General features: G+C 68.1%; 8 protein-coding genes. 1 reads left to right on the plus strand and 7 read right to left on the minus strand.

Annotated features, from left to right (window positions below; translation table 11 throughout):
* Nucleotides 1-106: 106 nt before the first annotated feature.
* From thyX to EPN51_RS25845, 5 genes are read right to left on the minus strand one after another with little or no spacing between them, the layout of a single operon-like run.
* Nucleotides 107-859, minus strand: a complete 753-nt coding sequence (gene thyX, locus EPN51_RS25825; RefSeq protein ID WP_293048569.1) for an FAD-dependent thymidylate synthase — start codon at nucleotides 857-859, stop codon at nucleotides 107-109.
* A gap of 10 nt (nucleotides 860-869) precedes the next feature.
* Nucleotides 870-1,946 carry a restriction endonuclease subunit S gene (locus tag EPN51_RS25830; RefSeq protein WP_293048571.1) on the minus strand — a complete coding sequence of 359 codons (1,077 nt, stop codon included), beginning with the start codon at nucleotides 1,944-1,946 and terminating at the stop codon, nucleotides 870-872.
* Complete coding sequence (locus EPN51_RS25835) at nucleotides 1,943-3,322, minus strand: type I restriction-modification system subunit M (protein ID WP_293048573.1); 1,380 nt, start codon at nucleotides 3,320-3,322, stop codon at nucleotides 1,943-1,945. Before EPN51_RS25835 ends, EPN51_RS25830 begins: the two co-directional genes overlap by 4 nt.
* Complete coding sequence (locus EPN51_RS25840) at nucleotides 3,322-4,530, minus strand: crosslink repair DNA glycosylase YcaQ family protein (protein WP_293048575.1); 1,209 nt, start codon at nucleotides 4,528-4,530, stop codon at nucleotides 3,322-3,324. The genes EPN51_RS25835 and EPN51_RS25840 overlap by 1 nt, the downstream gene beginning before the upstream one ends.
* A gap of 54 nt (nucleotides 4,531-4,584) precedes the next feature.
* A complete protein-coding gene (locus EPN51_RS25845; RefSeq protein ID WP_293048577.1) occupies nucleotides 4,585-5,319 on the minus strand; it encodes a cell division protein DivIVA in 735 nt (244 codons plus the stop codon).
* Nucleotides 5,320-5,646: 327 nt separating this feature from the next.
* On the opposite strand from EPN51_RS25845, the gene EPN51_RS25850 reads away from it, so the two are divergent.
* Nucleotides 5,647-6,066, plus strand: coding sequence for a DUF4189 domain-containing protein (locus tag EPN51_RS25850; protein ID WP_293048579.1), 420 nt, complete (start codon nucleotides 5,647-5,649; stop codon nucleotides 6,064-6,066).
* Nucleotides 6,067-6,096: 30 nt separating this feature from the next.
* On the opposite strand, the gene EPN51_RS25855 is transcribed toward EPN51_RS25850, so the two are convergent.
* Both EPN51_RS25855 and EPN51_RS25860 read right to left on the minus strand, forming a co-directional pair.
* Nucleotides 6,097-6,603, minus strand: coding sequence for a dihydrofolate reductase (locus EPN51_RS25855; RefSeq protein ID WP_293048580.1), 507 nt, complete (start codon nucleotides 6,601-6,603; stop codon nucleotides 6,097-6,099).
* Nucleotides 6,600-7,400, minus strand: a complete 801-nt coding sequence (locus tag EPN51_RS25860; RefSeq protein ID WP_293048581.1) for a thymidylate synthase — start codon at nucleotides 7,398-7,400, stop codon at nucleotides 6,600-6,602. Before EPN51_RS25860 ends, EPN51_RS25855 begins: the two co-directional genes overlap by 4 nt.
* Nucleotides 7,401-7,532 lie beyond the last annotated feature (132 nt).

The following is a 7,532-nucleotide window of genomic DNA, read 5'->3' on the forward strand; positions in this document are numbered from 1 at the left end:
GGGCTACGCGGGATTGCCACCTGCAGCCCTCGCCGGCCGACGCCGGCTCAGGCTTCGGTGGGCTACGCGGGATTGCCACCTGCAGCCCTCGCCGGCCGACGCCGGCTCAGGCTTCGGTGGCCAACGGGCTGGTCGCGACCTCGGTGCCGTCGGCCAGGGTGGAGATCTCGAAGTCGGCGAACACCGCGGGCGCCGCGCCCGCCAGCTGACGCAGGCACTCGATGGCCAGCCGCCGGATTTCCACGTCGGCGTGCTCGCTGGCGCGCATGGCGATGAAGTGCCGCCAGGCCCGGTAGTTGCCGGTCACGACGATGCGGGTTTCGGTCGCGCTGGGCAGTACGGCGCGGGCGGCCTGGCGCGCCTGCTTGCGCCCCAAAATGGCGTTGGGCTGGTCAGCGAACTTCGCCTCCAGCCTGGTGAGCAGCTCCGTGTAGGTGGCGCGGCTGGCGTCGGCGGCCGCGGCCAGGATCTGTTGCAGTTCGGGATCGTCTTCCATCCCCGGCGGCACGACGACGTGCGAGTCCGTCTCGGGGACGTAGCGCTGCGACAGCTGCGAGTAGGAGAAGTGCCGGTGCCGGATCAGCTCGTGCGTCAAGGAGCGCGAGATGCCGGTGATGTAGAACGACACTCCTGCGTGCTCGAGCACCGAGAAGTGGCCGACGTCGATGATGTGCCTGATGTAGCCGGCGTTGGTCGCGGTCTTCGGATTGGGTTTCGACCAGCTTTGATAGCAGGCCCGGCCGGCGAACTCGACCAGGGCGGGGCCGCCCTCGGCGTCGGTGCTCCACGGCACGTCCGGGGGCGCCAAGAACTCGGTCTTGGCGATCAGTTGCACGCGCAGCGGCGCGATCTCGGCCACGGCGCTCACCTTAAAGCGTGCCGGGCGGATCGGTGTCGGAGACCCGCAGCTGGCCGGAGACCAGCAACGGCAGCAGCGCATCACGCACGCCGGACAACCGGGTGCTCTCGGCGCGCCGGGCGTGGCACAGCGCACCCAGGCTGCTGATCGTGTGCAGCGACGCCGGACTCAACCGGCGGACATCGGGGACCCACATGTCGAGAAGGTCACGCGGTCGGATCCGCTGATGGCTGCCCGAGGTCCCCGCGACCCGCTGCTGCACCCGCAGTGAGACATCCGGTTGCCGCAGCGCCGACCACAGCGCCGAGGAATCGATACCGAGCGGCCGCAGCACGACGAACTCCGTGCTGGCCACCGCCATCTCCGGCGGCAGGCTCACCACATTCCAGATCCGCGGAATCCTCGGGTTCAGCTTGGCGAACAGGACGCACGGCGCAGACAGGAGCAGCTTGCCGCTTTTCACCGACCGTCCGTCGACCAGGCGGGGTTTCGCCCCGTCGTCGAACGCCGGAAGGCTGAAGTGGGCGACCCGTTCGTCGAACTCCTTCACGTCGCGAAACGTGCTCGACGGGACCGCCAGGCTCGACAGCCGCACCCGGTCCGCCACCGATTCGGCGTGGGCAACCATGAGGCGTTCGGCCGTCGCGATCACACGGTCGTTGGCGGCGATCTTGTCGTCGAGGGCGCCGAGCAGCTCGGCGATGCGCCGGCGCTCCTCCGCCGCGACGGTCCACACCGAAACATCGTGCAGGATCCGCTGATTGAGCAGGGGTTGGCCCGACCCGGATCGGTGATCGCCCAGCCGGCAGGTGTGCAGAGCGTAATACCAATACCGCGTCTCCCGCGGATCTTTGGCCCGGCACACGAGCGCGTTCTCGGTCACCCAGACGTCGGAATCGCAGTAGCGCAAACTGCCGCAGTACGACCCGACGCGACCCACAACGATCAGCGGCCCGCTCGCGTTGCGTTCTGCGGCAGAACCGATCGCGCCGTTGGCGCCATAGACGGGGAAGCGCCCGTCCAACGCGCGCGGCGGCGCGCCGTTCCCGCTGCTGAAGTCGAGATGCTCGCCCAGGAAGGTCTTCACCGCAGGCGCCCCACCTGCTGGCGCACAACCTGTTCCAGGCGCGTGGATTCGTCCAGCGCCGCGAGCAGCTCGTCAGTCAATCGCGCGACCTTGTCGGCGACCGGCTCCCCGTCGTCCTGGGCGGTCGGCGGGTCCACGTAGCGTCCCGGCGTCAGCAAGTGGCCCGCCGCCCTGATGTCGTCCAACGACACGGACTGGCAGAACCCTGGAACATCTTGGTAGGTAATCCCTTTGACATGGGCTGACTTCGCGCCGCACCACGCGTGGTAGGTGTCGCCGATCCGGACGATCTCCTCGTCCGTCAGCGCACGCTCCGCCCGATCCACCAGGTAACCGAGGCCCCGCGCGTCGATGAACAGCACCTGTCGTGACCGGTACGCCTTGGCCATGGCGAAAAACCACAGGCACACCGGTATCGCGGTGCTGCGAAACAGCTGCGTGGGCAGTGCGATCATGCACGACACCAGATCCGCCTCGATGATCCGCGCCCGGATATCGCCCTCGCCCATCGCCTTCGACGACATCGAGCCGTTGGCCATCACCACGCCGGCCGCGCCGCCCGGGGCCAGTTTGGACAGGATGTGCTGAATCCAGGCGTAATTCGCGTTGGTCGCGGGCGGAACGCCGAAGCGCCAGCGCGGGTCGTCGACGTCGCGGGCCCAATCTTTGATGTTGAACGGTGGATTGGCCATCACGCAGTCCATCTGCACACCGCTGTGCAGGTCGGTGACCAACGTGTCGGCGCACCGCGTGCCCAGACCCGAGGTGTCGATGCCGTGCACGGCGAGGTTCATTTTCGCCATTCGCCAGGTCTGTTCGACGCTTTCCTGACCATAGACGGTGACCTTCGCGGGATCGCCGTCGTGTTCGGCGATGAAGTGCTCGGTCTGCACGAACATCCCGCCCGAGCCGCAGCACGGGTCATACACCCGCCCGCCGACCGGTTCGAGCACCTCGACCAGCAACCGTACGACGCTGGGCGGGGTGAAGAACTCGCCGCCCCGTTTTCCTTCCGCGCGCGCGAAATTCCCCAGGAAGTACTCGTACACCTCGCCCATCAGGTCCCGGGCCCGATGACCGTCGTGCCCGTCGAATCGCACGGTGTCGAGGAGGTCCATCAGCTCACCGAGGCGGCGCTGGTCGAGGTTCTCGTACAGCCGCGGCAACCCCGCGGCCTCCATCGCGCCGTCGACGAGCCGGCCGATATTATTGGCTTTTGTGTTGTCCGCCAGAACTTTCCAGTCCGATTCGGCGACGTGTTTGAGGAAGACCAGCCCGAGGATGACGTCCTTGTACTGGCTTGCCGACAGGGAGCCGCGCAGCTTGTTGGCCGCCTTCCAGAGGGTGTCCTTGAGCCCTTTGTCCGTCACGCGCATCAGCTGACCGCCCGCAGGTCGGCGGCCAGGTCGCCCCGGCTGGAGACGCTGAACCCGCCCAGGCCCAGCCAGGAGGCCATGGACTCCAGTTCACCGGCCAGCGCCGCGGCGACGCGGGCCCTGGGCGTGTCGGCCTCGGCGAATGCGCCGAGGACACGTAGCGAGCCGGCGGCCCGATCCGCCTTGAGGTCGACCCGCGCCACTAGCCGCCCGTCCATCAGCAGCGGCCACACGTAATAGCCGTACTGCCGCTTGGCGGCCGGCGTGTAAATCTCTATGCGGTAATGGAATTCGAAGAGCCGCTCGACCCGGGGCCGGAAGAAGATCAGCGGGTCGAACGGGCACAGCAGCGCGGTGCCGCGGTCCGCACGGGGCACCGTCCGGCCGGCCCGCAGGTAGGCGGGGGCGGACCAGCCTTCGACGTCGACCCGCTCGATCTCACCGGCGGCCACCAACTCCGCGATCGCCGGCTTGGACTGCTGGGCCGACAGCCGGAAGTAGTCGCGGATGTCGGCCTCGGTGCCCACGCCCAGCGCGCTGGCGGCCCGCAGGGTCAGTTCGCGGATGGCCTCGTCGTCGTCGACCTCCCGGGCCAGCACGCCGGCCGGCAACACCCGTTCCACCAGGTCGTAGTGGCGAGCGAAACCCACCCGGGTGGCCGTGGTGAGCACCCCGGAGGAAAACAGTGCCTCGGCCACCCATTTGGTGTCGCTGCGTGTCCACCAGGTGCCCTTTTTGCGTCGCGGCTCGGCGGCCAGATGCGCCTCGATCTGCCCCGCGGTGCTGGGTCCGAGTTCGGCGACGGCGGCAACGATCTTGTCGGCAAGTTCCGGATTGGCCTTGACGATGTGGGTTCCCCACCGGCCGTGGGTGTACTGGCGCATCCGCCAGCGCAGCAGCGGCCAGTCCTCGACGGACATCAGCGCGGCCTCGTGCGCCCAGTACTCGGCCAGCAGGCGCGACGAACGCGGGCCCCAGGCGGCGCGGTCGAGCACGTCACGGTCGTAGGGACCGAGCCGGCTGAACACCGGAGCGTAGTGGGCCCGCACCGCCACCGACACCGAATCCAGTTGCAGCACTTGGATCCTGGAGACCAGCCGCTTCAGATGCGCCCGGGTGAGCCGGCCACCGGGCCGGGGCTCGCTAAATCCTTGGGCCGCAACGGCAATCCGCCGGGCCCCAGCGGCGGATAGCCTACGGGTCGACACTGCGCCGAGAATACCGCCCCTTCGGCGGTCCCCCGGGCGTAGGCCAGCGGAAGCTCAGCCGGCGCGGACCTTACCGTCCAGCGGCCTCAAGACGCCCTCCTCGGCGGGATTCGTCTGTTCTTCGTAGGCCGACTCGAGCGCGGCCGGAACCCCTTCGAGGTCGCGGTAGACGCCCATCAGCTGCTCGAGGATCTCGATACGCTGCGCGGTCGCCTCACCCACCGCACCCCGGGCCTTGTCACGGTAATGATCGGCCCCCTTTTTCGCGTCACCGAGGAGCTGCTCGCACTCCCGCTCGGCGTTCTGGCGCGCCTCGTCGATCGCCGATTGGGATTCGGCGCGCATGCCGGCCAGTTCGGCGTCGAGCTTTTTCTTGGTCTCCTCGTACTCGGTTTCCAGCGCTTTTTGCTGCGCGGCCATGTCCGCGAGTACCTCGGCGCGCTTTCGCTCCGCGGCTTCGGCCTCGGAAACGGCCGCCGCAATCAGCGCGTCCGCCTCGGCGCGCGCCTCGGCCTGCATCTCGGCGACCTCGTCGACCGCGCGTCGCAGCATTTTCGCCATCCGCTGCTGCATCGCATGCGGCGAGGGCGACGTGTCCGTGAGGACGGCGACTTCTTTGCGCAGCGCGGCGGTTTGCTCGGCGGATTCCTGCAGCCGGGCCCGCAGGCTCTCGACGTCGTCAAGCAGTAGCTGCTGCTTGGTGGTCAACATCTCGATGTGGGCATCAACCGCGGCCGCGTCGTAGCCCATGAACTTTCGCGAGAACGTTTTCACGGGTTCGGTTATCACTGCCAATTCCCCCTTCTCACCAAACGCCTGGTAGACCCTGTGCGACCGACCCCCCGAGCCCGAGTATGTCAGGTCAGGCCTGAACGCGAGCAACTGCGCAGACTCCCCGACGGTAGCTGTGGAAGCGGGGTACCGCAGCCCTGAGCGGCTGGCCGGCCACTCCCCCGTCTCGCTCCACCCGGGTGTCGTCCAGCGCGGGGCAAGAGCCGCGTCCAGACCGCCTGCGCCCGTCGGAAGCGACGCCCGCCTGGTGAAGCCCGCCTGGCGGGAACGACGCCGGAAGTTACGCGTCTGCGATAAACTTTGCTAACTGACGAGGTGGCCGTGATGCTCAAGCTTCTTGCGTTCGCTGCGATGATTGTCTGCGCTATCGCGCTGGCGGCACCGGCGTACGCACACGGCCCCTACATCGTGATCGTCGGGTCGGATTCCACCCATGCGTTCGAAACCACAGTGGGCGGCGCCCTTGCCCGTCCGGGGGATGTCGAAGCATATGCGGTAAGCCATTGCGACCAGCGATATGACTCGACCGACTGCCGTGTTCTCGCCGGTGGTCGGGGTGGCTGTGTGGCTCTCTCCGATGATGGCCCGACCCTGGTCGCCGCCTGGGCCGAGACCCGCAGTTCCGCCAAGGCCGCCGTGGTGGCCAAGTTGGGAGACCCGGACGCGAATGTGGACATCGCTCGCTGCATCGGCGACCCAGGTCTGGTCCCCCCTACCGGGGGAAGCTTCTGGACCACCCAGTGACCAGGGGTTAGGCGCGCAGTGGACCGGTGGTCAGCGGCGACGGTAGCTGTGAAACCGGTACCGCAGCCCCGAGCGGCTGGCCAGCCACTCCCCCGTCTCGCCCACCCAGGTGTCGTCCAGCGTGGGTGCCAGCGCGTCGTCGTCATCGCGGCGCAGGTCGACCTCGATCTCGGTGACCTCGCATCGGGTGGCGTAGCGCAACGCAAGCAAATAAACCTGCTCGCCGCCGATCACCCAGATCGCGGGTTCGCCCCCGGCGTGGGAAAGGGCCGCATCCAAGGTGGCGACCACCTGCGCCCCGTCGGCCGCGAAGTCGGTCTGGCGGGACAACACGAGGTTGCGCCGGCCGGGCAGCGGCCGAACCTTGGCGGGTAGCGAGTCCCATGTCCGGCGGCCCATCACCACGGTGTGGCCCATGGTCACCTCTTTGAATCGGGCGAGGTCTTCCGGCACGTTCCAGGGGATGCCGCCGGCGCGCCCGATGACGCCGGAGGTCGACTGGGCCCACACCAGGCCCACCTCGGTCGTACGCGTCATACCGCGACGGGGGCTTTGATGGCCGGGTGTGGATCGTAGTTCTGCACGACGACGTCGTCGTAGGTGTAATCGAAGATCGAATCCCTTTTACCCAGAACGAGTTCCGGGTATGGCCGCGGCTCGCGGCTCAATTGCAGCCGCACCTGCTCGACGTGGTTGTCGTAGATGTGACAGTCGCCGCCCGTCCACACGAATTCGCCGACCGACAGGCCGGACTGGGCGGCCATCATGTGCGTCAGTAGTGCGTAGCTGGCGATGTTGAACGGCACCCCCAGGAACAGGTCGGCGCTGCGCTGGTAGAGCTGGCAGCTCAGCCGCCCGTCGGCCACGTAGAACTGGAAGAACGCGTGGCACGGCGGCAGCGCCATCTGCGGGATTTCGCCGACGTTCCAGGCGGACACGATGATGCGCCGCGAGTTGGGGTCGGTGCGCAGCAAATCCAGGGCCGCGCTGATCTGGTCGACGTGCTCGCCCGATGGCGTGGGCCACGACCGCCACTGCACCCCGTAAATTGGCCCGAGATCGCCTGTGCTGCTTGCCCATTCGTCCCAGATGGTGACTCCGTGCTCATGCAGCCAGCCGACGTTGGAGTCGCCGCGCAAGAACCACAGCAACTCGTAAACCACCGACTTGAGGTGCACCTTCTTGGTGGTGAGCAGCGGGAAGCCGACCGACAGGTCATAGCGCAGCTGCTGGCCGAACAGGCTGCGGGTTCCGGTGCCGGTGCGGTCGGATTTGGCCGTTCCCCGATCGAGCACCAGGCCGAGCAGGTCCTCGTAGGGCGTCGGGATTGGCACGCGGCCAGCTTAGCGGCGATCGCGAGCGCGGCGAAGCCGGGCGCGGCGGGTCGACGCCAGCGATTGCGCGGCGATCGCGAGCGGGGCGAAGCCGGGCGCGGCGGGTCGATGCCAGTGATTGCGCGGCGATCG

Source organism: Mycobacterium sp. (assembly GCF_004298145.1).
Taxonomy (GTDB): domain Bacteria; phylum Actinomycetota; class Actinomycetes; order Mycobacteriales; family Mycobacteriaceae; genus Mycobacterium.

Bases quoted from the DNA above. Each gene is read 5' to 3' on its own strand.
- EPN51_RS25835 (WP_293048573.1), bottom strand. From the start codon at position 3,322: ATGCGCGTGACGGACAAAGGGCTCAAGGACACCCTCTGGAAGGCGGCC.
- EPN51_RS25850 (WP_293048579.1), top strand. From the start codon at position 5,647: ATGCTCAAGCTTCTTGCGTTCGCTGCGATGATTGTCTGCGCTATCGCG.
- EPN51_RS25855 (WP_293048580.1), bottom strand. From the start codon at position 6,603: ATGACGCGTACGACCGAGGTGGGCCTGGTGTGGGCCCAGTCGACCTCC.